This window comes from Ralstonia sp. A12, assembly GCF_000801955.1.
Classification (GTDB): domain Bacteria; phylum Pseudomonadota; class Gammaproteobacteria; order Burkholderiales; family Burkholderiaceae; genus Ralstonia.
Map to the genome: position 1 here is coordinate 1 of NZ_JSZO01000020.1, position 24,262 is coordinate 24,262.

General features: G+C 63.1%; 22 protein-coding genes and 1 tRNA gene. 15 read left to right on the top strand and 8 right to left on the bottom strand.

The features are described from left to right. Positions 1–418: 418 nt before the first annotated feature. From PI87_RS28690 to PI87_RS20745, 5 genes are all read right to left on the bottom strand, one after another. Positions 419–1,387, bottom strand: a complete 969-nt coding sequence (locus PI87_RS28690) for a class I SAM-dependent methyltransferase (RefSeq protein ID WP_084210041.1) — start codon at positions 1,385–1,387, stop codon at positions 419–421. Between the two features lie 691 nt (positions 1,388–2,078). Next, a tRNA-Val gene (locus PI87_RS20730) sits at positions 2,079–2,153 on the bottom strand. A 92-nt stretch (positions 2,154–2,245) separates the two neighbouring features. Then, positions 2,246–2,977: a DNA polymerase III subunit epsilon gene (gene dnaQ, locus PI87_RS20735; protein ID WP_039599628.1), complete on the bottom strand. Its 732-nt coding sequence runs from the start codon at positions 2,975–2,977 to the stop codon at positions 2,246–2,248. 16 nt (positions 2,978–2,993) lie between these two features. Continuing rightward, the gene (gene purU / locus PI87_RS20740; RefSeq protein WP_039599629.1) at positions 2,994–3,860 is read right to left on the bottom strand and encodes a formyltetrahydrofolate deformylase; all 867 of its coding nucleotides are present in this window, start codon (positions 3,858–3,860) and stop codon (positions 2,994–2,996) included. Between the two features lie 8 nt (positions 3,861–3,868). Then, complete coding sequence (locus PI87_RS20745) at positions 3,869–4,711, bottom strand: NUDIX hydrolase (protein WP_039599630.1); 843 nt, start codon at positions 4,709–4,711, stop codon at positions 3,869–3,871. Between the two features lie 115 nt (positions 4,712–4,826). Here PI87_RS20745 and PI87_RS20750 point away from each other — a divergent pair, with 115 nt between their 5' ends. Next, positions 4,827–5,216, top strand: coding sequence for a hypothetical protein (locus tag PI87_RS20750; protein ID WP_039599631.1), 390 nt, complete (start codon positions 4,827–4,829; stop codon positions 5,214–5,216). 5 nt (positions 5,217–5,221) lie between these two features. Here the strand turns inward: PI87_RS20750 and PI87_RS20755 are convergent, their stop codons facing one another. Further along, positions 5,222–5,767: a hypothetical protein gene (locus PI87_RS20755; RefSeq protein ID WP_039599724.1), complete on the bottom strand. Its 546-nt coding sequence runs from the start codon at positions 5,765–5,767 to the stop codon at positions 5,222–5,224. A 273-nt stretch (positions 5,768–6,040) separates the two neighbouring features. Here PI87_RS20755 and lpxO point away from each other — a divergent pair, with 273 nt between their 5' ends. The 12 genes from lpxO (at position 6,041) to PI87_RS20815 (ending at position 19,964) form a co-directional block, all read left to right on the top strand. After that, the gene (gene lpxO, locus PI87_RS20760; protein WP_039599632.1) at positions 6,041–6,943 is read left to right on the top strand and encodes a lipid A hydroxylase LpxO; all 903 of its coding nucleotides are present in this window, start codon (positions 6,041–6,043) and stop codon (positions 6,941–6,943) included. 307 nt (positions 6,944–7,250) lie between these two features. Continuing rightward, positions 7,251–7,856: a BPSL1445 family SYLF domain-containing lipoprotein gene (locus PI87_RS20765; RefSeq protein WP_039599633.1), complete on the top strand. Its 606-nt coding sequence runs from the start codon at positions 7,251–7,253 to the stop codon at positions 7,854–7,856. A gap of 226 nt (positions 7,857–8,082) precedes the next feature. Next, entirely contained in the window at positions 8,083–9,234 is a 1,152-nt protein-coding gene (locus tag PI87_RS20770) for an ABC transporter substrate-binding protein (protein ID WP_039599634.1), read from the top strand. Between the two features lie 162 nt (positions 9,235–9,396). Then, positions 9,397–10,371: a LysR family transcriptional regulator gene (locus PI87_RS20775; RefSeq protein ID WP_039599635.1), complete on the top strand. Its 975-nt coding sequence runs from the start codon at positions 9,397–9,399 to the stop codon at positions 10,369–10,371. Then, complete coding sequence (locus PI87_RS20780) at positions 10,368–11,885, top strand: flavin-containing monooxygenase (RefSeq protein ID WP_039599636.1); 1,518 nt, start codon at positions 10,368–10,370, stop codon at positions 11,883–11,885. The genes PI87_RS20775 and PI87_RS20780 overlap by 4 nt, the downstream gene beginning before the upstream one ends. Then, the gene (locus PI87_RS20785) at positions 11,882–12,865 is read left to right on the top strand and encodes an ABC transporter permease (protein WP_039599637.1); all 984 of its coding nucleotides are present in this window, start codon (positions 11,882–11,884) and stop codon (positions 12,863–12,865) included. Before PI87_RS20780 ends, PI87_RS20785 begins: the two co-directional genes overlap by 4 nt. Beyond that, on the top strand, positions 12,862–13,797 hold the full coding sequence (locus PI87_RS20790; RefSeq protein WP_039599638.1) for an ABC transporter permease: 936 nt from the start codon (positions 12,862–12,864) through the stop codon (positions 13,795–13,797). The genes PI87_RS20785 and PI87_RS20790 overlap by 4 nt, the downstream gene beginning before the upstream one ends. After that, positions 13,794–14,822, top strand: a complete 1,029-nt coding sequence (locus PI87_RS20795; RefSeq protein ID WP_039599639.1) for an ABC transporter ATP-binding protein — start codon at positions 13,794–13,796, stop codon at positions 14,820–14,822. The genes PI87_RS20790 and PI87_RS20795 overlap by 4 nt, the downstream gene beginning before the upstream one ends. Beyond that, positions 14,819–15,820: an ABC transporter ATP-binding protein gene (locus PI87_RS20800; protein ID WP_039599640.1), complete on the top strand. Its 1,002-nt coding sequence runs from the start codon at positions 14,819–14,821 to the stop codon at positions 15,818–15,820. The genes PI87_RS20795 and PI87_RS20800 overlap by 4 nt, the downstream gene beginning before the upstream one ends. A 43-nt stretch (positions 15,821–15,863) precedes the next feature. Continuing rightward, positions 15,864–17,432 (top strand): ABC transporter substrate-binding protein, encoded by a 1,569-nt coding sequence (locus PI87_RS20805; protein ID WP_039599641.1) that lies wholly within the window; start codon positions 15,864–15,866, stop codon positions 17,430–17,432. Positions 17,433–17,439: 7 nt separating this feature from the next. Then, positions 17,440–19,377, top strand: coding sequence for an acyl-CoA thioester hydrolase/BAAT C-terminal domain-containing protein (locus tag PI87_RS20810; protein ID WP_039599642.1), 1,938 nt, complete (start codon positions 17,440–17,442; stop codon positions 19,375–19,377). Further along, on the top strand, positions 19,374–19,964 hold the full coding sequence (locus PI87_RS20815; RefSeq protein WP_039599643.1) for a peroxidase-related enzyme: 591 nt from the start codon (positions 19,374–19,376) through the stop codon (positions 19,962–19,964). The genes PI87_RS20810 and PI87_RS20815 overlap by 4 nt, the downstream gene beginning before the upstream one ends. 70 nt (positions 19,965–20,034) lie before the next feature. On the opposite strand, the gene PI87_RS20820 is transcribed toward PI87_RS20815, so the two are convergent. Continuing rightward, a complete protein-coding gene (locus PI87_RS20820; RefSeq protein WP_039599644.1) occupies positions 20,035–22,332 on the bottom strand; it encodes a xanthine dehydrogenase family protein molybdopterin-binding subunit in 2,298 nt (765 codons plus the stop codon). Beyond that, positions 22,329–22,796: a (2Fe-2S)-binding protein gene (locus PI87_RS20825; protein ID WP_039599645.1), complete on the bottom strand. Its 468-nt coding sequence runs from the start codon at positions 22,794–22,796 to the stop codon at positions 22,329–22,331. Before PI87_RS20825 ends, PI87_RS20820 begins: the two co-directional genes overlap by 4 nt. Before the next feature lie 415 nt (positions 22,797–23,211). On the opposite strand from PI87_RS20825, the gene PI87_RS20830 reads away from it, so the two are divergent. Next, positions 23,212–23,883, top strand: coding sequence for a response regulator transcription factor (locus PI87_RS20830; protein WP_039599725.1), 672 nt, complete (start codon positions 23,212–23,214; stop codon positions 23,881–23,883). 149 nt (positions 23,884–24,032) lie between these two features. Further along, positions 24,033–24,254 carry a hypothetical protein gene (locus PI87_RS20835; RefSeq protein ID WP_039599646.1) on the top strand — a complete coding sequence of 74 codons (222 nt, stop codon included), beginning with the start codon at positions 24,033–24,035 and terminating at the stop codon, positions 24,252–24,254. Positions 24,255–24,262: the final 8 nt, after the last annotated feature.

The window sequence follows — 24,262 nt, forward strand, 5'->3', positions numbered from 1 at the left end:
CAAAAAAGCTGACAAGCCCGTGCCTTACTAACGCAAGCAAAAAAAGCATCCTGCAAATCACTTTTCACAGTGTTTGCTCGAGGCTCTTCGCGTAAACATCAGTCACCGCTCTGCCAAGCGGGACACGGCGGGAACGCCTCTGCAACGTCCTCCCGCCTCGTCCATGAAACAACCAGAGCCCCCCGGCCTCACCCTGAGGAGCGGGCAACATTGGCACCCTCCGAGTCCACGGAAAAACGACGCTCCTTAACTAGCGCGCCGTCTCAAAAGACCGCCCTGAAGCGGTACGCTCCATTTGCGTGTCTTCTCAGACCGTCCCAGGGTGCAGCTCGAGAGCTGGCAATGCAGATTAGCGAAATACTTCGAGCGTCACCTATCGCCAAGTCAAAGCAACGCATTGAGATCACCTGAGCAAAAATTATCCACTCTTTCTAAGAATACAAAACAAGTGATAATTTCCCATTCTCTCGCGACTCCCTTTACCCACCCAAATCCTCATTTCATTAAGATACTTGAACCCCGGCATTCTTCTCGCAAAATTCCTAAATAGCATCTTCCTCAACCCATTTTTCGACACTTCCCCAAAAACCCCATCCAAAACCGGATAACCAAGACTCTCGTAATGCACTATCCTTAGCGGCAAGGATTTTGTTATCACATCCAAAGTAGAAGCACCCAGGTACTGCAGATGTTCAAGATCAACCCGGAGTGTTGTCTTCTCAGCATCGGACTCAATCCGATCTCCATTTGGCGTCCAAATTAACAACAGCCCATTCCGCTTTAGTAATTCCGTACACCTTTCTAGAAGCCCGCGAGGATCAAGAGGATGCTCGATGACATCATTCAAAGAAATCAAATCGAATCCCTGCTCGTCTTCAAAAGACTCAATACTTCCAACATGAACACGCTTGATCCCAATATTATTGGCAAATTTCGCGGCATCAGAATCCACATCCACCCCACAGACATCTGCCCCAACTCTTTTCATCTGAAACAGGAAGTGCCCCTTCCCACACCCTACATCCAGCACTCTAGAACCATCAATCTCAAGCAAAGATGAGACTACCTGTATCCGCACATCCAAATACGGGTTTCGCCCCTCCAAAGCAAACTTAACCTCATCGGCTGTTTCGTCAAGACCACCAAAATGAGACAAATGGTAGGATGAATAGAATTGGTTGAGCGACTCAACACTCGGCGCCGGAGAAACAAAATGCGTCTCACAATTACTGCACCGTCTCACTTCAAGATTATCTGGACGTCTATACGAGAGCGAACCTGCCTTCCCTCCACAAAATGGGCAATTTCGATGCTCAAGGCTACCCACATCCCACTGTGGAATTCGCTTATCGAGCGGAGACAAACTCATTAAGTTTAACTTTCCCATTTGACCCTATTCAATCTTCATTGATCGCGAAATAGCCCGCTCCAGTGAGAAGAAGTGGGTAGCACCCAGCACTTAGTGTGAAGTGGATATGCGACTTCGACTCTATGATAGCGTGAAAAATTCCGATATTTCTGCGACTACGCCTTCTGCAGACCGGCCACCCCGTGAAAGCGACTCACATTTCAGAGACGCTTTATGCCAGCGCAGAAAAACACAAAAATTAGCCAAGTCAATCTTGCTTAGAATTGCCTTATGATGAACAAGCGCCGCGAGCCCCCGTGCTGCGATGACAGATCGTCGACATCATAGATATGCATGAAAATCGACTAACAGACCGTTTAACGCTCAATCGCTGAAGCAACTCAATTCGAGCATCGCTCGCCAAGTATCTTTGGCCGAGGCAGTCAGACAGGCCCACTGATGGAGACCCAAGGGAGACACAACTACCGACATCTTGTTGTGTGTAGGGCCGACGGGAAAGCGTGATCATCTTTTGAGGAGAATCTGCGACTCTCGATAGCTCCCCAGCTCGCCGAGCGGCGCCACCTCGCATCCAACGCTCGACACGTGAACGCGCGAAACAAGCTGGAGCAGACAATCCGATGCTGCCATGGCGCAGAGCACTGAACCCCATGTGCGATGCCCTAACCCAGAAATAAAGAAAGCCAGCGCGAGGCTGGCTTTCTGAATTTGGTGGGTGGTACAGGGATTGAACCTGTGACCCCTGCCGTGTGAAGGCAGTGCTCTACCGCTGAGCTAACCACCCGATTACTGCCGGGATGCGGCGAAAACGAAATTATGGCGAAAAGCTGTGTCCGTGTAAAGACCCTTGCCGCACTTTTTTGCTTCGATTCCGTATCAAGCTGGCGGAGGCGTGGTTTCCGGTGCTCCCCGGTTCCAGACGGTCTTGCCACCGCTGGCCTTGTCGATCTCTTTGAGCACGCCGGCATGGGCTTGCGCTTCGGCCTCGGTGGCCTGCAGCACTGGCAGCTCAAGCGTGCTCAGATCGACGGCCGTGGTTTCTGCGGAAGCGCTCTCCCCGCCCTCCAGCATGTCGATCACCAGGGTGTTCTGGCCGCGTGTCATGGCCAGATAGACCTCGGCCAGCAGCTCGGCATCCAGCAACGCGCCGTGCAGCGTGCGGTGCGCGTTGCTTACGCCCAGCCGGTCGCACAGCGCATCCAGCGAGTTGCGTTTGCCCGGGAACATCTGGCGCGCCTCGCGCAAGGTGTCGATATGGCCCGACAGATGCTCGCGGAACGTCGGCAGACCCAGGCGCTGGAATTCCATGTCCAGGAAGCCCAAGTCGAACGCGGCGTTATGGATGATCGCCTCGGCGCCCTGTACGTAGTCGCGGATCTCGTTCACGACTTCCGCAAACTTGGGCTTATCGGCCACGAACTCGTTGGTGATGCCGTGGACCGCCATCGCACCCGCGTCGATTTCGCGCTCGGGGTTGATGTAGAAGTGCAGGTTGCGACCGGTCAGGCGTCGGTTGACCATCTCCACGCAGCCGATTTCGATCACGCGATCGCCGGTGGCGGCGTTCAGGCCGGTGGTTTCGGTATCGAGGATGATCTGTCGTGTCACGCTGGTTCCCCTGCCCTTACTTGAAGACAACGGTCTTATGGCCGTTGAGCAGAATGCGATGTTCCGCATGCCACTTCACGGCGCGGGCCAGCGCCACGCATTCCACATCGCGGCCGACGGCGGTGAGTTGCTCCGGGTCCATGCTGTGGTCCACGCGCTCGATTTCCTGCTCGATGATCGGGCCTTCGTCCAGGTCAGCCGTCACATAATGCGCCGTCGCGCCAATCAGCTTCACGCCACGCTCATGCGCCTGGTAGTACGGCTTGGCGCCCTTGAAACTGGGCAGGAACGAATGGTGGATGTTGATGGCGCGGCCTTCCAGCTTACGGCACAGGTCGTTCGAAAGGATCTGCATGTAGCGCGCAAGCACGACCAGATCGATCTGCTGTTCCTGGGCGATTTCCCAGATGCGGGCCTCCTGCTGCGCCTTCTGCGCATCCGTCGCTTGCAGCAACGGCAGGTGCATGAACGGCACATCGTACGACGCGGCGAGCTGGTAGAAATCGCGGTGGTTCGAAACGATGGCAGCAATCTCGATCGGCAGCTGGCCGGCGCGGGCACGAAACAGCAGGTCGTTCAGGCAATGGCCGATCTTGGAGACCAGGATCATCACGCGCGGCTTGACCGCGGCGTCGAACATGCCCCACTGCATAGAAAAGCGCTCGCCGATGGACGAAAAGCGGTCGCGCAGCGTCTGCAAGTCCAACGGCTGGCCTTGCGGCACGAAATGCACGCGCATGAAGAAACGGCCCGTGAACTCGTCGCCGAACTGGTCCGAATCGAGAATGTTGCAGCCCTGCTCAAACAGCAGGCCGGACACGGCGTGAACGATGCCAGGCTGGTCCGGGCAGGACAGGGTGAGAATGAAACCGGAGTGACTCATGAAGCGTTTTACGTATTGTTGTCGGGCGCGAACCGTTGGGGCCCGAGGCGCGCCAGGGCACCGAGGGTGACGAGCGTGGCGTCCACCGTCATCGCGCAATCCGCCATGATATCAAGCGCGGCGTCAGGGCTGGCGCGCAGGTGGCCCGCCACCTCGCCGTCCTGGTTGGCGGGGGTGAAGCTGGCAGGCAGCGTCAGGTCAAAGGCGAACAGGGTCTCGTTCTGGATGCCTTCCGACACGGTGCGCAGGACGTCGATCGTGCCGCGCGGCACCAGCCCGGCAGCCAAGCTGGCGTTGATACCCGCCTCTTCCCAGCATTCCTTTTCCAGCGCGCCGCGCGCGTCGAAGCCGTGGCCGATGCCGCCGGCGACGAGGTTGTCCCACATGCCAGGGTCGATCGGCTTGGTGCTGGCACGGCGGGCTAGCCAGAGCATCGGCCCAGCGTCATCCACGCCTTCGATCAAGCCATTCATGTGCGCGGCATAGGTGCGAATGCCAAAAAAACGTGCGGCTGCGCGCTCAATCAGCGCTAGCACAGGGGTGCCCCAGCCGGTGTTGACGGCGAACTGCTCGTCGCGCCAACCACGTACGTGCCCCTCTTCGGCCAAGCGCGCGATCACCTCAGTCAATGCGGCGGTGCAATCGCCCTCGCTGACGAGCGTGTTGCGCAATTCGACCCTGCCGGCCGATACCTCGAACCATTGCGGCCAGCGCCCAAGCAGCGCGGCGCGCTCACCGTCAAGCCAGCCAACGCGCTGCCCGGCAACCACCCAGGGCACCAGGGCTGCAGCATCAAAGGCGTTGCGAACCGCCAAACCGTCAACAACCTGACGAATACGCGGATCAGTCATACGAGCACCGCGAAAAACAGCGCGACATCGTGCGTTCCGTTCCGCGCCCGAATGTGCTGTTCATGCGCGATAATGTGCCGTTAGTCAAAGCCATCATCAGATTGGAGAAACAAGGATGGATGAAATCGACGAGCTGTCGGATCTGCCGACCCCGCGCTTTATCTGGGGGTTCGCCATTGACGTCACACCGTCGGGCGAAGTGTCGCACGATGAGTTCGAATACCTGACGCATACGCGCGCACCGCGCTTTGCGTGCCGCGTGGTTGAACTCGAAGACATGCCCGCCGAGCCGGAAGACGACGGCGACATCGACGGCCGCATCGTCCACTTCGAAAACCCCAAGCGGATGTTCTACATCACAGACCTGGGCCTGGCGCTGATGAACTTCACGCTGTTCGACAAGGTGGACAACAAGGCCAAGCTGAAGAAAGCCTGCGATGAAGCCATTGCCGACTGGCTGACCCGCCGCGATTTCCTCGACTCCGAGGAAGACGACGAGGAGTAACCCGCCTAGCTTGCCCGGCCCGCGCTGTCGCCTTCGAAGCGCAGGTCGGTCAAGCGCACATCGGCGTAGGCGCGCCCGGCATCCAGCAGGGCAGAAACCTGCGCCTTCACCCGCTCTTTCTGCGCCCGCAATGCGCGCGGCGGCAACATCGGATCCTGACCGGTGTGGTGCAGATACAGCATCTTGTAGGTGAGCTGACTCACCATCCACTGCCGCAGCACGCGGCGACGGCCCGCGTGGTCAGCCTCCAGCGCATCCACCTGTGACAGCAACGCCGAGAAAGCCCGCGCCATGCTGGCGGCGTCGGACTCCGCCCCGGCAATGCAACGCTCAGCCAAAGCGCGCGCTTCAGTCGGCGACATGACATCGGCTTCAACGAAACGATCGGTAGTCTGACTGACTGTCACGCCCTGGCGTGCGAGCCGGGCCGACACGGCGCTCAAGGCTTCCTGCGCACGGCGGATGGAGGCATCCAATGATTCGGTGCTGGCCTGCAGCAACCCGATGGTCGGCGATTCATTGGGCGGTTCGGCAAGCTTTTTTGCGTCCATGGTCCCCTCCGGTTGCCGCCCGCTGCCCAAAAACGCACCGAGGCGAAAAATCGGATTGTAAGGCGCATAGCGCACAGCGCGATAAAAGATCACATTTGCGCCGACAAAATGGCGCCCGGCTGTGACAAAGCGCAATCAACCAAACCCCGGCTGTTGGCTTGGATCAACGCTGCATTACCGCACCACGGTTAAAATAGGGGATTGCGCGCAGCAGCGTCCTCTGCCCTGCGCCCCGTCATTTGCTGACCGCCTTCGCGCGGCAAGGAATACGCCTTGATCAAGTGGATTCTCGTTGCCCTCTACCTGGGCTCTATCTTGTACGTGCACTTTCGCGGCAAAGTGCGCCTGAAGTTCTGGCGCCAGATGTTCGACCACTCCGCCGTGGTCGCGCCGGTGAACTGCTTCATGTATGCCTTCTCAGGCGTGCCGCAGACGGCGTACGTGCCAGTCGAACGTTTTCCTGACCTGGAAAAGCTGCAGGCCGCCTGGCCGCAGATTCGCGACGAAGGCCTTGCGCTGGTCAATCTGCGCAAGATCAAGGCCGCCGAGAAAAACGACGACGCCGGCTTCAACTCCTTCTTCAAGAATGGCTGGAAGCGCTTCTACCTGAAGTGGTATGAAGCGAGCCACCCGTCGGCCGAACAGCTCTGCCCGAAGACGGTCGCCCTGCTGCGTGAACTGCCTAGCGTGAAGGCCGCAATGTTTGCCGAGCTGCCGCCCGGCGGCAAGCTCAACCCGCACCGTGACCCGTTCGCTGGTTCGCTGCGCTATCACCTGGGCCTGGCCACGCCAAATGACGACCGCTGCTTCATTGAGGTCGACGGTGAACGCCACAGCTGGCGTGACGGCGAAGGCGTCGTCTTCGACGAGACCTTCCTGCACTGGGCGCACAACGGTTCCGACAAGGACCGCCTGATTCTCTTCTGCGATATCGAACGCCCGATGAAATTCGGCTGGGCACAGCGCATCAACAAGTGGCTCGGCCGCAAGGTGATGACCGCTGCCAGCTCGCCCAACGATGAAGGCGACCAGACCGGCGGCATCAACAAGCTGTTCCGCTATGTCTGGCTGATGGGCCAGTACCGCCGCCGCTTCAAGGCGTGGAACCGCAAGGTCTACTACGTGACGAAGTTCGGCCTGATCATCGGTGTGGCAGCGCTCATCATCTGGATCTGACCGACGATCATTGCATCGCACAAGAAACCGGCCTCGCGCCGGTTTTTTGTTGCGCTCGCAAAACATGCAAGCGACGCGACATCCTTTCGCTTTTGCACAAGCCGGTGTGAAAAAGCGCTACGTCAGCCACAAATCTCGCCTAATGTCAGGAACTGAGCGCTCAGGCGTTCATCTGATATGGCGGGCACGCCGCTTGCTGCCACGTGACTGACACCCCTGGCCAATCGGCTCAGGCCCGCGTCAGTTCGTTTCGCGTGGCTTGCTTGCTGGTTTTGGCCCCCTTTCCACAACACTGAGACCGATCGCCATGAACAAGAACCTCCTCAGCCGTCGTACTGCCGCCACCCTTGCTGCTGTCGCGCTGCTTGGCACCCAGATCGCAGCCTGTACCACCACCAGCCCGAATGCACAGGGCTCCGACGTGATGACGTCGACCAACAAGCACGCCACCACCAACTCACAGGCCGACTCCGTACTCTCGCGCCTGTACACCACCGCCAACGGCTCGCGCGAGCTGGTTGGGCGCGCCAAGGGCGTGCTGGTGTTCCCATCGGTGCTGAACGCAGGCTTCGTAGTCGGCGGGCAATACGGCGAAGGCGTACTGCGCACCGGCGGCGGCCGCCCGCTGGGCTACTACAACATCGCCTCTGCTTCGGTGGGCTTCCAGGCCGGCGCCCAGTCGCGCGCGCTCATCATCCTCTTCATGACGGATGAAGCGCTGCAGAAATTCCAGGCTAGCCAGGGCTGGACGGCCGGCGTCGATGCCACCGTGGCACTGGCCAAGATCGGTGCCAATGGCGCGATCGATACCAACACGGCACAACAGCCGATCATCGGCTTCAACCTGACCAACGCTGGCCTGATGGCTGGCGCGTCGATCGAAGGCACGAAGATCACCAGGCAGACCAACTGATCTGCACGTCGCCTGTTGCAAAAACCGCCGTCTCGTACGGCGGTTTTTTTTCGCCTATACCGCAGATGGTGCGCAAAAAAACGTTGCAACGATGTCGCAGTCCCGGGGAAATCCGGGGAAGGCGTCGCCGGGCTTCTCCGCTAGGATCGTCACGCCGATGTTGCAGCGCGCGTTGCAGCATCCCGGCGAAATACGACAAAACAACCACCCAGAAAAAGGGGGAGACATGACGGGTCGCAATTCCGCTTTGCGCGGCGCCATCGCGTGCGCGTTGTTCACAGGCCTGGTGTTGACGTCGAGCCGGTCGATGGCCGAACCAGGCATCTCCGATAGCAAGATTCTCATCGGCCAGACTGCGGGCTTTACGGGCCCCGCCGGCGAGCAGGTCAAGGAGATGACGCAAGGCGCCAAGCTCTATATCGATACCGTGAACCGCGCCGGTGGCGTATATGGGCGCAAGATCGAACTGCTTTCTGAAGACGACGGCTTTGACGCCAACGCATCGAAGAAGCACGCGCATACGCTGTTGGCCGACAAACAGGTCTTTGCGCTGTTCCTGCCACGCGGCACGCCCAATACCGAGGCGATCATGACCGAGGCCCGTGCGGTGGGGGCACCGGTGGTGGCACCCTCGACTGGCGCATCCACCTTCTTCGATCAACCCGACCCGCTGCTCTTCGTGGTGCGCGCCAAGTACCAGACCGAGATCGCGGAACTGGTCCACTACTTCGACACGCTGGGCCTGCGCCGCCTGGCCCTGGTCAACGTAAACGACACCTTCGGCAAGGACACCGAGATCGGTTTCAACCACGCCACGCAGAAACTGCCCGCTGACGCACATCGCATCTTCACGGTTGACCGACTGAAGCCCGACATCGCCAAGGCCACGGCGGAGGTGGGCCAGTTTGCACCGCAAGCTGTCATCCTGGCCTGCCCTGGCACAACGGCACGCGCAATGGTTGAAGCACTCAACAAGCAAGGCGTAACGGCACAACTGGCGGCGTTGTCCAATAACGCGGGGCTGGCGTGGGCGCAGTCGCTTGGCGCGCTTGGGCGGGGCGTGGTGGTATCGCAGGTGATGCCGTCGCCAGTGCGCTCAACTGCGCAGCTTGGCCGTGACATGGCGGCCAGTGCCAAGGCCGCAGGCGTGGCACCGTCGTACGCGATGATGGAAGGTTATGCGGCGGCGCGCGTGCTAGTCGAGGGGCTCAAACGCGCGGGCAAGTCGCCCACGCGGACCAGCTTTGTCTCCGGGCTGGAATCCGCCGGCACGATTGACTTGGGCGGGTTGGAAGTCCGTTACGGCCCCAACAGCCGCAAAGGATCGAACTACGTCGAGCTGACGGTGATCGGTCCGAACGGTACGTTCGTCAAATAGGTGCATACTCCGGTACACCCTGCCCGGGCAACCGCTTCACCGCGAGGCATAGCGGTTGCCTGCGTAAAACGCATGAGTACATAAGAAAATACTATTTGGAATTCGCATACTGCCTCTACCAGAATGCATGAACCACATGCATGACTTGGATCAATCAGGCAGATGGAACTCCGACAACTCGAAGCGTTTGCTGCCGTCATGTCGACGGGCAGTGTCACCGCGGCCGGCAAACTGCTGGGCCGTTCGCAGCCGGCCATCAGCCGGCTCATCCAGGACCTTGAAGCCGAGATCGGCTATGCCCTGTTCACGCGCGCGGGGCCCCGTGTCTCGCCCACTGAGCAGGGTTTCCTGCTGTATGAAGACGTCGAACATACGCTGATCAGCCTGCGGCAGATCCGCACACGCGCAGAAGAGATCGCGCGCGGCGAGGCGCGCCCGCTGCGGTTGGCCGCCACCTCCGCGCTGGCGGCCGGGTTGCTGCCTGCGGCGCTGGCCGATCATCCAGAGTTGGCGCAACACGTCCAGATCCGCAGCGCTTCGCCTGAACAGGTCGTGCATGCCGTGTTGACCGGCGCGGCAGACCTCGGTATCAGCAGCCTGCCGCTGGAGCATCGCGGCGTGACGGTGCATTGGATTGGCGAATCGGCGTGCGTGGCCGCCGTGCAGCAAAGCGACCCGCTGGCCGCCGGCGACCGCGTGGCACTGGCCGAGTGCGCCGGCCGCCGCATCGTCACGATGCACAACCCGTATCGCCTGCGCCGCCGCCTGGATCAGGCACTCGCACAAGCTGGTGTCACGCCGACGGAGCTGATCGAAACCAACGCCTCGTTCAACGCGCTGACCGCCGTGCGTGCCGGCCTGGGCGTGGCACTGCTGGAGCCCGTCACGGCATATGGTGTACCGATTGACGGCGTGAGCGTCCGCCCGATCGATGCCGACATCCCCTTCTTCTTTGGCGTGATCACCCCCGAGGCCAAGCGGCCATCGGCGGCGGTGACCTCACTGATCGACGCCCTCTCCCGCGCCGCACAGCGCCTGCTGCCCGACTGCAAGCTGCATGACCCGGCACGCCACGCCAGCATGCTGCAGGTGCTGTACGGCGAACCCATCAACGAAACAGAAGGCGCGTCCGCATGACCGCAGCACAACAAGACAACGCGCCGCACGCGCCCGGCGCCACCGGGCCCACCGGACTTACGGCACTGGAAGCCCGTTTGCGCCAGGACCTGGCCTGGCTGGAGTTGCCCGCCAAGGCTTGGACGCTTCCACATGAACTCAACGGCCAGCCCATGCTGGACGTGGCCGTGATCGGCGGCGGCATGGCGGGCCTGGCGGCGGCAACATCGCTCAAGCACCTCGGTATTGGTGCGGTGGTATTCGACCGTTCGCCCGTTGGCTTCGAGGGCCCGTGGGCGACTACCGCACGCATGGAGACGCTGCGCTCGCCCAAGCAGTTGACGGGCCCCGCGCTGGGCCTGCCGGCACTGACCTTTCGCGCGTGGTTCGAGGCGCAGTTTGGTACCGATGCGTGGGAGGTGCTCGACAAGATCCCGCGTCTGCAATGGATGGATTACCTGCGCTGGTACCGCCACGTGCTGCAGATTGACGTGCGCAATGAACACCACGTGAAGGCGATTCACCCGCGCAAGGATGGCGCCGTCGAACTTGTCATCGATGTGCCGGGCCAACCGACACAGCGCGTGTATGCGCGCCGCGTAGTACTGGCCACCGGGCGTGACGGCCTGGGCGGCCCCACCGTGCCGGACTTCGCATGCCGCCTGCCGCGCCGCTGGTGGGCGCATTCGTCCGACGAGATGGACTACGGCACCTTGGCCGGCAAGCGCGTCGGCGTAATCGGCGCGGGCGCATCGGCGATGGACTCGGCGGCGACGGCGCTGGAGGCCGGCGCCGCGAGTGTCGACCTGCTGATCCGCCGCGCCGACCTGCCCCGCGTGAACAAGGGCAAGGGCGCCGGCAGCCCTGGGCTCGTGCACGGCCACCTGCATCTGCCCGACGCATGGAAATGGCGCATTCGTCATTACATCAACGTTGAACAGGTACCGCCGCCGCGTGGCAGCACGCTGCGTGTGTCGCGCCATGCCAATGCGCGCTTCAACCTCGGTTGCGCCGTGCTGGGCGTGGATGAGCACGATGGCGTGCTGCACGTGACCACACCCAAGGGCGTGTTCCATCTGGACTTCCTGATCTTCTCGACGGGCTTTCGCACTGATTGGGCATCGCGCCCCGAATTCAGCCTGCTGGCACCGCACATCCGCCAGTGGCGCGACCGCTACACCCCGCGCCCCGGCGAGGAAGACACCGAGCTGAGCGATTCGCCCGACCTCGGCCCTGCGTTTGAATTCCGCGAGAAGACGCCCGGCGCCCTGCCCGGCCTGTCGCGCGTGCATTGCTTCTGTTATCCGGCCTCGCTCACGCATGGTGCCGTATCGGGCGACATCCCAGCCATCAGCGAAGGTGCGCGCCGCCTGGCGCAAGGCATCGCCGGCCTGCTGTATCAGGAAGACATCGAACCGCATTACGCCTCCATGGAAGCCTTTGCCGAGCCCGAGATCTTCGGCGACGAATGGACACCAGCTCCACCGCCCGGCGCTGAAGTGGAAGCCACCTCCAACCAGGAGGCAGCACGATGATGGGTTGGTTTATTCGCCGCATCGGCCAGGCACTGCTGGTGGTGTTGGTGATGACGGTGATCGTCTTCGTTGGCCTGCACGCCATCGGCAACCCGGTCGACATCCTGATCGGCCAGGACGTGGACCAAATCGACCGCGCACGCATCATTGCGGAACTCGGTTTGGACAAGCCGCTGTGGCAGCAGTACCTGAGCTTCCTGAACGGTGCGGTGCACGGCAACCTGGGCAAGAGCTTCGTCTACAACGAGCCGGCCATCCAACTGATCCTCCAACGCCTGCCGGCCACGCTGGAGCTGGCGTTTGCGGCGCTCATCATCGCGGTGGTGATCGGCGTGCCGCTGGGGCTGTTCGCGGGGCTGTATCCGAACCATCCGGTGTCGCGCTTGCTGATGACGGGCAGCGTGGTGGGCTTCTCGCTGCCGACGTTCTGGGTGGGGCTGATGCTCATCATGGCGTTCAGCGTGAGCCTCGGCTGGTTGCCCGCCAGCGGGCGTGGTGAGACGGCTCGTCTATTTGGCATCGAGTGGTCGTGGCTCACCGTCGACGGTCTGCGTCACCTGCTGCTGCCTGCCATCAACCTGTCGCTGTTCAAGCTGTCGCTGGTGCTGCGGCTGACCTCGGCGGGCGTGCGCGAAGTGCTGCCGATGGACTTCGTGAAGTTCGCACGTGCCAAGGGGCTCTCGCCGCTGCGCGTGGTGTTGGCGCACGTGCTGCGCAATACGTTGATCCCGCTGGTGACGGTGCTCGGCCTTGAGCTGGGTTCGACTATTGCCTTTGCGGTGGTGACGGAGAGCATCTTCGCCTGGCCCGGCGCGGGCAAGCTGATCCTGGACAGCATCAATTCGCTCGACCGGCCCGTCATCGTTTCCTACCTCATTGTTGTGGTGTGCCTGTTCGTGTCACTCAACCTGATCGTCGACATCCTGTATCGCATGTTGGACCCGCGCGTGCGCGCGGCAGATGGCGCGGAGGCTGCATGAATACGACATCGCAAACCACGGTAGCGACCACCGCACCGGCGGCGCCTGCACCGCGTAAGCAATCGCCCTGGCGGCGCGTGGCGTCAGATTTTCTGGCGTCCAAGTCTGCTGTGTTCGGCTTGGTCGTCGTGGTGCTGCTGGCTGCCGCAGCGCTGGCCGCACCGTTGATCACCCCGCAAAACCCGTACGACCTGATGCAGCTTGACGTGCTGGACTCGCGCCTGCCACCGGGTTCGCCCAATGGCCTGGGCACGTTCACGTATTGGCTCGGCACGGATGGTCAGGGGCGCGATCTGTATTCCGGCATCCTCTACGGCCTGCGCATCAGCCTGGGCGTGGGGATTGGGTCCGCAGCCGTGGCAGCCGTCATTGGCACATTGCTCGGGCTGATTGCCGCCTACGCGGGCGGCAAGGTCGACAACTTCATCATGCGCACGGTTGATCTGCTGCTGTCGTTCCCGTCCGTGCTGGTGGCGATGATGATCCTTGCCTACCTGGGCAAGAGCATCACCAACGTGGTGCTGACACTCGTGCTGCTGGAGTGGGCGTACTACGCACGCACGGTGCGTGGGCAAGCACTGGTCGAGCGCCGCCGCGAATACGTGGAAGCCGCACGCTCACTCGCCCTGCCCGGCTGGCGTATCGCGCTCAAGCACATCCTGCCGAACTGCCTGCCGCCGCTCATCGTGGTGGGCACGCTGCAGGTGGCACGTGCAATCACGCTGGAAGCCACCCTCTCGTTCCTGGGCCTGGGCGTGCCGATTACCGAGCCGTCGCTGGGCCTGCTCATTGCCAACGGATACCAATACATGCTGTCTGGCCAGTACTGGATCAGTTTCTACCCAGGCATTGCGCTGCTGCTGGCGCTGGTCGCCATCAACCTGGTGGGCGACCGCCTGCGTGAAGTGCTGAACCCGAGGACGCAACGATGAGTGCGTCCAGCAACGCATCAACCAATGCATTGACACTCGAAGTCCGCAACCTGCGCACGCACTTCTTCACACGTGACGGCGTGCTGCCTGCAGTGGACGACGTGTCGTTCTCGCTGGCGCGCGGGCGCATCCTGGGGCTCGTAGGCGAATCGGGCTCGGGCAAGTCGGTCACCGGCTTCTCGATCATGGGTCTGGTAGACCCGCCCGGCCGCGTGGTCAGCGGCGAGATCCTCTACCAGGGCCGTGACCTGACCAAGCTGCCCGCACGCGAACTGCGCAAGCTACAGGGCAACCGCATCGCCATGGTCTTCCAAGACCCGATGATGACGCTCAACCCCGTGCTGCGCATCGACGCCCAGATGATCGAGGCCGTGCGCGCGCACAGCGACATGAGCCACGCGCAGGCCCGCGAGCATGCGCGTGACACGCTCGGCCTGATGGGCATTCCCAGCCCGGAAGAGCGGCTGCGTGCGTATCCGCATCAACTCTCCGGCGGTATGCGCCAGCGCGTGGCGATTGCCATTGCGATGCTGCATCGGCCCGACCTGATCATCGCCGACGAGCCGACCACGGCGCTGGACGTCACCATCCAGGCGCAGATCCTGTCTGAGGTGCAGAAGCTCGCGCGCCAGCACGGCACCGCGCTGATCTGGATCACGCACGACCTGTCTGTGGTGGCAGGTCTCGCTGATGAAGTGGCGGTGATGTACGCCGGCCGCATCGTCGAGCATGGCCCAGTGGATGCGGTACTCGATGCCCCGCTGCACCCGTACACCATGGGCCTGATCGACAGCCTGCCGAGCGAGAACCGCCGTGGCCAGCGCCTGCGCCAGATTCCGGGCATGACGCCGAATCTGCTGTCGCTGCCGGCAGGCTGCGCATTTGCAGCACGTTGCCCGCGCGCCTCCGACGCGTGCGGTGTGCGCCCTGAGATCACGCAACCGAATACCGGCCAGGACTCGAAACGACAGGTGCGCTGCTTCCATCCCGGCACGCTGCCGGCAGCCACGCGGGAGGTCGCATGAGCACGCCACTGGTCGAACTCAAACAGGTTGGCAAACGCTTTGGCGATCGCAAGGTCGGCCCGGTCGACGGCATGCTGCAGCGCCTGGGGCTGGCAAAGCCGCCCGCAGTCGTGCGCGCCGTCGATGGCATCGACTTGGCGATCCAGCCCGGTGAAGTTGTCGGCCTGGTCGGTGAATCGGGCTGCGGCAAGTCCACGCTCGGCCGCATCGCTGCCGGGCTGATGCCGCCGTCCGATGGCGAAGTGCGCGTGGATGGAAAATCCGTCAACACGCTCTCTGCCGATGAAGGGCGCGATGCCCGCCTGAAGATCCAGATGATCTTCCAGGACCCATACGCCAGCCTCAACCCACGCCTGCGCGTGGAAGAGATCATCGGCGAAGCAGCACGCGTGCACGGCCTGACGGACCGCGCCAACTTTGCCGACTACGTGGCCGCGCAGATGCAGCGTGCGGGCCTGGACCCTGCGCTGCGTGACCGCTATCCGCACCAGTTCAGCGGCGGCCAGCGCCAGCGCATCGGCATTGCACGCGCGCTGGCGGTGCAGCCGTCCATGCTCGTCTGCGACGAGGCGGTGGCGGCGCTGGACGTATCCATCCAGGCGCAGATCCTGAACCTGTTCATGGACCTGCGCGAGCAGCTCAACCTGACGTACCTGTTCATCAGCCACGACCTGGGCGTGGTGGAGCACCTGTCGGACCGCGTGGTCATCATGTACCTGGGCCGCGTGGTGGAATCGGCATCGGCAGAGGAAGTCTTCCGCCGCCCGAACCACCCCTACACGCAGACACTGCTGGCGGAGATTCCGCGCCTGTCGGCTCGGCACAAGACCTTCACGGCCATCCAGGGCGAAATGCCCAGCCCGCTAAACCCGCCCACCGGCTGTCATTTCCACCCGCGCTGTCCGCACGCCATGCCCCGCTGCAAGACCGAAGCGCCGACCTTGCGCGGCATTGCGGTCAACCATGTCAGCGCCTGTCATTTGAACAACGCGATCTGAACGATCTTCAATAAGCCAACGAAACCATAAGAAAGGGAACACCGTGAAACGCCTCCTAGCTTCGTCGCTTGCCTTTGCCTTGCTCTCCGCCGCTGGTGCTGTTGGTGCGCAGACGCTCAACATCGGCTTTGCTGATCCGCTGTCGTCGCTGGACCCGCAACTGAACAACCACGCCGGCGACCGCTCGGTGGATGTGCATTTCTGGGATCTGCTGGTCGAGAACAAGTGGAACAAGCTGCAGCCCGGCCTCGCGCTGTCGTGGAAGACGCTGGACCCGAAGACGTGGGAGTTCAAGCTGCGCCCCGGCGTGAAGTGGCACGACGGCCAGCCGTTCACGGCCGATGACGTCATCTTCTCGTACCAGCGTGCGCGCAGCGTGCCGGGCAGCGTAGCGACGTTCGCGGGCTACCTGCGCACGGTGGAGTCCGTTACCGCCAAGGACCCGCTCACACTCATCATCAAGACAAACATCCCGAACCCAGACCTGCCGCTGAACCTGGCCTCCGTGCACATCGTCAGCAAGCACGTGGGCGAAAAGTCGGCCACCGAGGACTACAACGCCGGCCGCGCCGTCGTTGGCACCGGCCCCTACAAGTTCGTTTCGTACGTGCCGGGTGACCGCGTGGTCATGGCGCGCAACGACAACTACTGGGGCGGCAAGCAGATCTGGGAGAAGGTTAACTACCGCTACATCAACAACGCCGCCGCGCGCACGGCCAACCTGCTCTCAGGCGAGGTGGACGTGATCGACAAGGTGTCGGTGGCCGACCTCGCACGCCTGCGCCAGTCGCCCAACGTGCACGTGTTCGCCTACCCCGGCCTGCGCGTGATGCTGCTGCAGCCGAGCTTCCGCAAGGGCCCGAACGAATACATCACCGGCAACGACGGCAAACCGCTCGCGAACAACCCGCTGCTTGACGTGCGCGTGCGCCAGGCGCTGTCGCTGGCAGTCGACCGCAAGGCCATCGTCGATCGCATCCTGCAAGGCGCTGCCACTGTCGCCAACCAGTGGATGCCGGCGGATACGTATGGCTATAACCCCGACGTAAAGAACATTGCCTATGACCCGGCGCAAGCGAAGAAGCTGCTGGCCGACGCGGGCTTCCCGCAGGGCTTCAACCTCACCATGCACGTGCCGAACGACCGCTACCCGCAAGGCCCGGAAACGGCCCAGGCGGTGGCGCAGTTCTGGTCGCGTATCGGCGTGAAGACCAAGGTGGAGGTGGTGCCCTGGTCGGTCTATTCGGGCCGCGCCAACAAGAACGACTATGCAATGAGCATGCTGGCGTGGGGCAACGGCACGGGTGAGGCGAGCTACGCGCTCGTCAACGTGCTGGCCACGGTGGACACCAAGAAGGGCCTGGGTGCATCCAACTGGGGCCACTACAGCAACCCGGCCGTGGACAACGCGCTGAACGCCTCCACCGAGGAATTCAACGTGGAGAAGCGCGCGGCCATCCTGCGCCACTCGGTCAAGCTGGTGTCGGATGACGTGGGCGTGCTGCCGCTGTTCCACTACCAGAACGTGTGGGCCGCCAAGAAGGGCCTGAAGGTGGCCCCGATGACCAGCGACCGCACGGCCGCACAGATGGTCACCAAGGACGGCAAGTAAGCGCGCCATGGTTGAATCGGCAAACCTCGCGGCAAACTTCGCGCTCAGCGTCACGCCGGTCGATGACCTGATCGACGTGTCGCGCAGCATCGTGGTGACGGGGCTCGCGCCCGGCGTGCAGGTCGGCATCGTCGCGCAAACGCGTCGTGGCAATGGTGTGTTGTGGCATAGCCGTGCAGCTTTCGTGGCTGACGCACAAGGCACCGTCGACCTGACGCGCGATGCGCCCGTCTCCGGCGACGGAATGGGAAGCTACAGCGGCATCAGCGCCATGGGCCTGGTCTGGAGCCAGCGCCCGGAAGACGGCAAGGCGCGCGAAATCTTCCCGCAACCCGTGACCGAGCCGCTGACGACCACGCTCACGGCCACCGCCAACGGCGAGTCGATCCACGCGAGCTTCGTGCAACGGCTGGCCGCGCCGGGCGTCTCCCGCCACGACGTGCGTGACGACGGCTTGGTCGGCACGCTGTACCTGCCCGACCCATACGCGCACCCCGGCCCGCGCCCAGCCGTGTTGATCCTGAACGGCTCGGGCGGCGGCATCAACGAGCCGCGCGCGGCGCTGTATGCCTCGCACGGCTATGCGGCGTTTGCGCTGGCGTATTTCAAGGCGCCGGGGCTGTCGGACTACATCTCCAACACACCGCTGGAGTACTTCGAGCGCGCGCTCGCATGGCTGCGCAGGCGCGTTGAACCGCTGCACGACTTTGTCGCGGTGAGCGGCCAGTCGCGCGGTGGCGAGCTGGCGCTGCTGCTAGGTGCAACGTTTCCAGAGGCGGTGTCCGCCGTCATCGGCTATGTGCCGGGTGCGGTCGTGCACAGCGCGCAGAATGCCGCTGACCCCGCCATCGGCCGTGAAGGCCCGACGTGGCTGTATCGCGGCCAGCCGCTGCCGCACCTGTGGGAAGGCAACCGCACGGCCAGTTGGGCGCCGTTCGACGAAGGCCCGGCGCCGCACCGGCACGAGCGCGCCATCCGTACCGCGCTGCAAGATGCCGATGCCGTGGCACGTGCGCGCATCCGCATCGAACGCGCGCGTGGACCGGTGCTGCTGCTCTCTGCCACGGATGATGGCTCGTGGCCCTCGGGCGATTACTCCCGCATGGTCACCACCAAACTGGCCGAGGTGCGCCACCCCTACCCCGTGCAGCACTTCGACTACGAAGGCGCCGGCCACGCCATCGTCTTCCCGTACGTACCGACCACGCAGCTCGTCTACGCGCACCCGGTGTCGGGTCGCATCAGCACCGGCGGCGGCGAGCCGCGTGCCAACGCCCGTGCCGATGCCAAGTCATGGGCCGCCGTACGCCGTTTCCTCGCCAGCGCAGTGGCAGCGCGCGGCGCCTCCGTACCCGATTCTCGGAGCCTTTCAACGATGGATTTCACGCCCACCCAAGATGTTGTCGATCAGGCTGCAGGTCTACTGAATGGCCTGGATGACGACAGCGCCACGCATGCCCTGCGCCACACCCGCGAGAAGGTCGCGACGGCCACACAAGGCAGCTACGACGCGCTGTTCGACGCCGCCTTGCCTGGTCTCACGCTGGGTGAGCGCCTGCTGGTGGCGCTCTACGCCTGCCGCCTGACGCCCGCCCCCGAACTGGCCGAGCACTACCGCGCGCGACTGGCAGAAACCTCCGTCGACGCCGCTGCATTGCAGGCCGTGGACCACGGCGAAGCAGAAACGCTGACCCGAATTTTGCCCAATCAGCGTTTGCACGCCATCCTCACCTTCACGCGCACGCTCATCGAGCGCCCCATTGAAGGCGACCGTGCCGCACTGCAGAGCCTGCCAGCCGCCGGGCTCGCCACGGCAGACGTTGTCACGCTTGCACAGCTCATCGCCTTCCTGTCGTATCAGACGCGGCTGGTGGCCGGTTTGCGCGCGTTGAACGCACTCAACGGCGCCAACACCTCACCCGCCTCCACGGAGACCGCAGCATGACCGAGATCATCCGCGCCCACGGCTTCACCAACGAATCATTGGAGTGGCAAGCATGGCTCGATGTGGTCGACCTCGACCGCGCCACGCCCGAGCAGATCGCCGTGCTGGAAGAGAGCCATCCGAAAGCGAAGACGTCGGACTACTACCGCTTCCTCGTCCATCAGCCGGAGATCCTGCGCCAGCGCTCGGCGGCCTTCAACGCGATCATGTACGCGCCGGGTGGCCTGTCGCGTGCGGAGCGCGAACTCGCCAGCGCAGTCGTGTCGCGCGTGAACGGCTGCGTGTATTGCGCATCCGTGCATGCCCAGCGCTTCGAGCAACTCGCCAAGCGCAACGACGTCATCAAGCAAGTTTTTGAAGACCCACACACCGCTGGCACGAATGCGCGTGAGCGTGCCATCGCGCTGTTCTCCATCGACCTGACACTGCGCCCTGGCGACGTGCGCGCCGAAGACCTGCAACCGCTCAAGGCGGCTGGCCTGACGGATGCGGAGATCCTCGACCTGATCCACGCCGTGGCGATCTTCGCGTGGGCCAATCGGCTGATGCTGAACCTGGGCGAACCGGTGTTTCCGGACGCAGCCTGAGTCCCTCTCCGCTGCAAAGAAAAAGCCGCAGGTTTGCGCCTGCGGCTTTTTTCTTTTCAACGCGACAGCACTACGCGATCGGCAACTGCCGCACCGGCTTGCCGGTCAACTGCGCCACCGCATGCGCCACCGCTGGGGCGATCGGCGGCACACCAATCTCGCCCACACCGGTCGGCTCGGCTGTGCTCGGCACAATGTGCGTTTCGATGGCGGGCACCTCAGCCATCCTGAGCGCCGGGTAGTCAGGAAAGTTCGACTGCACGACCTGCCCGTCCTTGATGTCGATGCGCCCATACAACGCCGCGCTCAGGCCGAAGATGACGGCGCTTTCGATCTGCTGCGTGACGATCTGCGGGTTGACGACCGTGCCGCAATCGACTGCACACACCACGCGGTGCACGCGCGGCTTGCCATCCTTCAGCGACACCTCCACCACCTGCGCCACCACCGAGCCGAAACTCGGGTGCAGCGCAATGCCGCGCGCTCGCGGTGCGCCATCGGCCGCCGGCGCCAACGGCTGCCCCCAGCCGGCCGCCTGCGCAGCCGTGTCGAGCACCTTCAACTCGCGCGGATGCGCCTTCAGCAAATCACGCCGCATCGCCAGCGGATCCAGCTTGGCCGCAGCCGCCACGTCATTGAGAAAGCCCTCCATGAAGAATCCGTTGTACGAGTGCCCCACGCTGCGCCAGAATCCCACCGGGATCGGCAGATCCACCGCCAGATGCGCGATGTGCTCGTGCTCGATCTCGTACGGCAGATCGAACAGCCCTTCGGCGGTATAGCGGTCGATGCCCGCCGACGGTGCGCCGAACAATCGATCCAGCTCGCCCGCCAGAATCGACTGGCCGGCACTGCGCGAGGCGATCGCCGTGACCTTGCCGTTCTCCACGCGCGCCTTCAGCCGTGCGATGGCGTGCGGGCGATAGAAGTCGTGGCGCACATCTTCTTCACGCGACCAGATGACCTGCACTGGTTTGCCTTCGGTCTTGGTAGCAATGGTGACAACCTGCGCGATGAAGTCGGACTCCAGCCGGCGCCCGAAGCCGCCACCGATGAGCGGGATATCGATGTGCACCTTGTCGCCGCTCACCCCGGCTGCGCGCGCCGCCACCAGCTGTGCCAGCGTGGCGACCTGCGTGGGCGCCCACAACTGCACGCCGTCCTGGGTCACCTGTGCCGTGCAGTTGATCGGCTCCATGGCCGTGTGTGCGAGGTACGGCGCGGTGTATTCGGCTTCCACGAGGGTGGCGCCGTCTGTCTTGTCGAAAGCCTTGAGGCCGTCGCCGAGCGAGCGGTAGGTGAAACCGCCCTTGTCGCTATCCAACGCGCTGACGAGCTGCTGCCGGATGCCTGCGGAATCGAGTGTGGCGTGCGGGCCGTTGTCCCATAAGGGTTCAACGGTTGCCAGTGCCTGGCGGGCCTGCCAGTAGTGATCGGCCACGACCGCCACACCGGGCGCACCGCCTGCCGCACCGTCGAACGGCACCACGTAGCGCACACCCGACATGCCCAGTGCCGCCTTCGACTGGAAGGTCTTGAGCTTGCCGCCAAAGACCGGGCACATCACCACGGCGGCATACAGCATCCCTGCCGGACGCGCATCGATGGAGAAACGCGCGCTGCCGTCCGTCTTGGCGGCCAAGTCATTGCGCGGCGCCGGCTTGCCGATCAACTGGTACTGCGAGGCCGGTTTCAGCACGACGCTGGACGGCGGCGCGATACCGCGTGCGGCTTTCGCCATGCTGCCGAAGGTCGCCTGCTTGCCGTTTGGGCCGATCAATTGGCCCTCACGCACGCTCACCTGCGCAGCCGGCACGTTCCATTCACGCGCGGCGGCTTCCACCAGCGTAGCGCGCGCCGTGGCGGCGGCTTCGCGCACCGGCTGCCAACCGTCCGCCACGCTGCTGCTGCCACCGGTGATGATGAGGCCGATCTCACGCGCGCTCTTGGCCATGATCCAGTGCAGCGCACGGGCCCAGGTCTTGTCCGCGCTGTCCGGATGCAGCGGCAGCGAGCTGTCGCCCATGGCGACCACGTTGCCGTAAATGCGCTCCACCGGCGAGGTCTCGATGCTCACGCGCGCCAGCGGAATATCCAGCTCTTCCGCCACCAGCATCGACAGCGCGGTATGGATGCCCTGCCCCATCTCGACACGCGGCATGGCCAGGATGACGTTGCCTTCCGGCGTGATCTTGATCCACCCGTTCAGGGCGACCTCGCCTCCATGTTCGGGAAACAGCGCCGGATCACCCAGGCGGCTGCGCGATGGCATCACGCCCCAGCCCACCACCAACGCGCCACCCACGGCGAGTGCCCCCAGCAGGAAGCGACGACGCCCGCTACGTGGCTTGGTTGCACGGGCGTTCATGCTTGCCCCTCCCGCAGCGCCTTCGCAGCGCGCTTGATGGCGGCGCGCACGCGCGGATACGTACCGCAACGGCAGATGTTGGTGATGGCCGTGTCGATGTCGGCATCGCTCGGGTCGGGTTGCCGCGCCAGCAAGTCCGCAGCAGCCATCAGCATGCCGGACTGGCAGTAGCCGCACTGCGGCACCTGTTCGTCCACCCAGGCCTGCTGCAGCGCGTGGCGCTTGCCTTCGCCCCCAGCCAGCCCCTCAATGGTGGTGATGTGCTTGCCAGCCACCGCTGACACCGGCAGCACGCACGACCGCACAGCCGCCCCATCCAGGTGCACGGTGCAGGCGCCGCACGCCGCGACGCCGCAACCGAACTTGGTACCAGTGAGGTTCAGGTGATCGCGCAGCACCCATAGCAGGGGCGTGGCCGAGTCGCAATCGACGTTGACCGAGCGGTGGTTGACGTCTAAATCCATGAGGGTGGTCTCCTTGCTTTTGTGATCTTTTTTTGTGGCGAAAGCGTACGTTCAAACACCTCCGCACCGCAATAGTGGGACACCTCGATTCGGGGGAATTCCGCAAAGGAATCAAAGGATTAGCAACACCCAAAAGCGCACCCGCCTTCAGTGCGTGCGCCATTGGCTATCCCTAGGAAGCCAATGCGCACCGCACCGCGTCGGCAAGCCTGGGCACCACGCCTGGAATGGGCCCAGTCCTACAAGACAGCTCGCCGCTTTAGGACTGATCCGCTTTTCGGGTTTCTCCGGACTCAATACAGTCTGTGCATCATCCTTCGCGCGCGCTTGCGCCAGAGGTCATACGCAATGCCGGCGCTTCCGTGACGTGATCGCCACAGAACGCCGCGGCTGCCCTGCAACACGCTCCATCACCATGAATCCCATCCTGATCCGCGTCGCCATTGCCGACGACCATCCCGCCATCCTGTTTGGCGTCAAGCATGAACTGGCCGGCAGCCAGTCGATCTCGATCGACGGCCTTGTACGCAATTCGACCGAACTGATCGCACTGCTCGACCGCACGCGCATCGACGTGCTTGTATGCGACTACGCCATGCCGGGCGGCAACTATGGCGACGGCATGGCATTGCTGTCACTGGTCCAGCAGCGCTATCCGCATGTGCGCATCGTGGTTCTGACAATGATGGAAAACGTGGCGATCCTGTCGGCGCTGACGGCAGGAATTCAATGCATCGTCAGCAAATCCGATCTGACGAATCATCTGTCGCTTGCTGTACATGCCGCGTTTGCAAATGGCCGCTACGTATCGCCAACGGTCGAGACAATTCTGCGCACCCTGGAGCCGAGCCACAGAGACACGCCCGGAAACGCGCAACTGACGGGCCGCGAACTCGAGGTCATCCGCCTGTACGTATCGGGCATGACGATCAACGAAATCGCCGCGCGCCTGAATCGCAGCAAGAAGACCATCAGCACGCAGAAGAGCACCGCCATGCGCAAGCTCAATATCGACCGCGAGGTGGATCTCTTCCACTACGGCATTGAGACGGGCCTGATCCCCTCCGTCATGCGCCCGGTGCGATAGAGCACCAGTGCTGTGCTCACCCGGATCGGAATCCACTACCAGACCGGTCTGATAGACGGACCTCTTTTCAACTCATAACGTAACGAAATTCGCACCGCGACCTTGGTGCGGCATGCGCAACGCACTCAGCGTTGCCATTGGGGGCGCAGATGGTGAAGCAGACTGAACAAGACAAAATACGGCACATTCTGCTCGGCTTCGCCGAGCTGACGGCGCCGGCGCGCCATGAGTTTCTGGGCGCCATGAATGAATACCTGTTCTCGTCGCCTCAACGCAGGCGGCAGATTGTCGGAACATGGAAGCAGTCTGGGTCAGTCACGCTGGACGAGCCGCAGCTGCACAGTGCGCCGTCCGCCAAGCAACCAGTCTGACGCCGCTG

Excerpts from the sequence above, each read along its gene's own strand:
- PI87_RS28690 (WP_084210041.1), bottom strand. The coding sequence starts at position 1,387 with ATGGGAAAGTTAAACTTAATGAGTTTGTCTCCGCTCGATAAGCGAATT.
- purU (WP_039599629.1), bottom strand. The coding sequence starts at position 3,860 with ATGAGTCACTCCGGTTTCATTCTCACCCTGTCCTGCCCGGACCAGCCT.
- PI87_RS20745 (WP_039599630.1), bottom strand. The coding sequence starts at position 4,711 with ATGACTGATCCGCGTATTCGTCAGGTTGTTGACGGTTTGGCGGTTCGC.
- PI87_RS20750 (WP_039599631.1), top strand. The coding sequence starts at position 4,827 with ATGGATGAAATCGACGAGCTGTCGGATCTGCCGACCCCGCGCTTTATC.
- PI87_RS20755 (WP_039599724.1), bottom strand. The coding sequence starts at position 5,767 with ATGGACGCAAAAAAGCTTGCCGAACCGCCCAATGAATCGCCGACCATC.
- PI87_RS20765 (WP_039599633.1), top strand. The coding sequence starts at position 7,251 with ATGAACAAGAACCTCCTCAGCCGTCGTACTGCCGCCACCCTTGCTGCT.
- PI87_RS20770 (WP_039599634.1), top strand. The coding sequence starts at position 8,083 with ATGACGGGTCGCAATTCCGCTTTGCGCGGCGCCATCGCGTGCGCGTTG.
- PI87_RS20775 (WP_039599635.1), top strand. The coding sequence starts at position 9,397 with ATGGAACTCCGACAACTCGAAGCGTTTGCTGCCGTCATGTCGACGGGC.
- PI87_RS20780 (WP_039599636.1), top strand. The coding sequence starts at position 10,368 with ATGACCGCAGCACAACAAGACAACGCGCCGCACGCGCCCGGCGCCACC.
- PI87_RS20785 (WP_039599637.1), top strand. The coding sequence starts at position 11,882 with ATGATGGGTTGGTTTATTCGCCGCATCGGCCAGGCACTGCTGGTGGTG.
- PI87_RS20790 (WP_039599638.1), top strand. The coding sequence starts at position 12,862 with ATGAATACGACATCGCAAACCACGGTAGCGACCACCGCACCGGCGGCG.
- PI87_RS20795 (WP_039599639.1), top strand. The coding sequence starts at position 13,794 with ATGAGTGCGTCCAGCAACGCATCAACCAATGCATTGACACTCGAAGTC.
- PI87_RS20800 (WP_039599640.1), top strand. The coding sequence starts at position 14,819 with ATGAGCACGCCACTGGTCGAACTCAAACAGGTTGGCAAACGCTTTGGC.
- PI87_RS20810 (WP_039599642.1), top strand. The coding sequence starts at position 17,440 with ATGGTTGAATCGGCAAACCTCGCGGCAAACTTCGCGCTCAGCGTCACG.
- PI87_RS20815 (WP_039599643.1), top strand. The coding sequence starts at position 19,374 with ATGACCGAGATCATCCGCGCCCACGGCTTCACCAACGAATCATTGGAG.
- PI87_RS20820 (WP_039599644.1), bottom strand. The coding sequence starts at position 22,332 with ATGAACGCCCGTGCAACCAAGCCACGTAGCGGGCGTCGTCGCTTCCTG.
- PI87_RS20825 (WP_039599645.1), bottom strand. The coding sequence starts at position 22,796 with ATGGATTTAGACGTCAACCACCGCTCGGTCAACGTCGATTGCGACTCG.
- PI87_RS20830 (WP_039599725.1), top strand. The coding sequence starts at position 23,212 with ATGAATCCCATCCTGATCCGCGTCGCCATTGCCGACGACCATCCCGCC.
- PI87_RS20835 (WP_039599646.1), top strand. The coding sequence starts at position 24,033 with ATGGTGAAGCAGACTGAACAAGACAAAATACGGCACATTCTGCTCGGC.